Origin of the sequence: Stenotrophomonas sp. YIM B06876 (assembly GCF_030711595.1) — a bacterium.
Lineage (GTDB): Bacteria > Pseudomonadota > Gammaproteobacteria > Xanthomonadales > Xanthomonadaceae > Stenotrophomonas.
The window spans coordinates 1-511 of the sequence record NZ_JAUJUJ010000533.1 but is presented as its reverse complement, the minus strand read 5'-3'; the positions used below and the strand labels follow the sequence as shown (position 1 = coordinate 511).

At 62.8% G+C, this 511-nt stretch carries 1 protein-coding gene; it reads right to left on the bottom strand.

Translation table 11 applies throughout. The features are described from left to right. Window positions 1-337, bottom strand: a 337-nt coding sequence (locus QZH66_RS18340; RefSeq protein WP_305807222.1) for a hypothetical protein, incomplete at its 3' end; no start/stop codon positions are given. Window positions 338-511: the final 174 nt, after the last annotated feature.

The following is a 511-nucleotide window of genomic DNA, read 5'->3' as shown; positions in this document are numbered from 1 at the left end:
ACACATCCTCGCCGGCCAGCAGCTGCACATCGGGGTTCAGCACACAGACAAACGGCTCGGTGGCATTGCGCAAAGCGTCATTGTGGTTGGCGCCAAAGCCCTGCGGCGCCGCATTGCAAGCCACCTCAAGCGCAAAAGGCCAGCCCCCTTGCGGGGCCCTCGGCGCAGGCTCGGGCAGGTTGTGCGTGAGCACCACGCGCGCCCCATGCAAGGCCTGGCATTGCGCCATCTGCCACAGCAGTTGCTGCACCTGGGCGCCATGCCCATGGCTGACCACCGACACCACCAGGCGGCCCGCGCCAGCGCACTGCCCTGAAGAAGTAAGAGAAACCCCCATGCCTAGCACTTATACGGTTTGGCGTTCAAAGATAGAAACCGTTCGCCTTGAGCTTGTCGAAAGGCTCCCCCGGCTTCGACAAGCTCAGCCCGAACGGATCTAGTCGAATAAACGCAACTTGGCATTAGCGCACCAGCCATGCATTGGCCTGCGCGACGCTGGCCCCACGGTCAT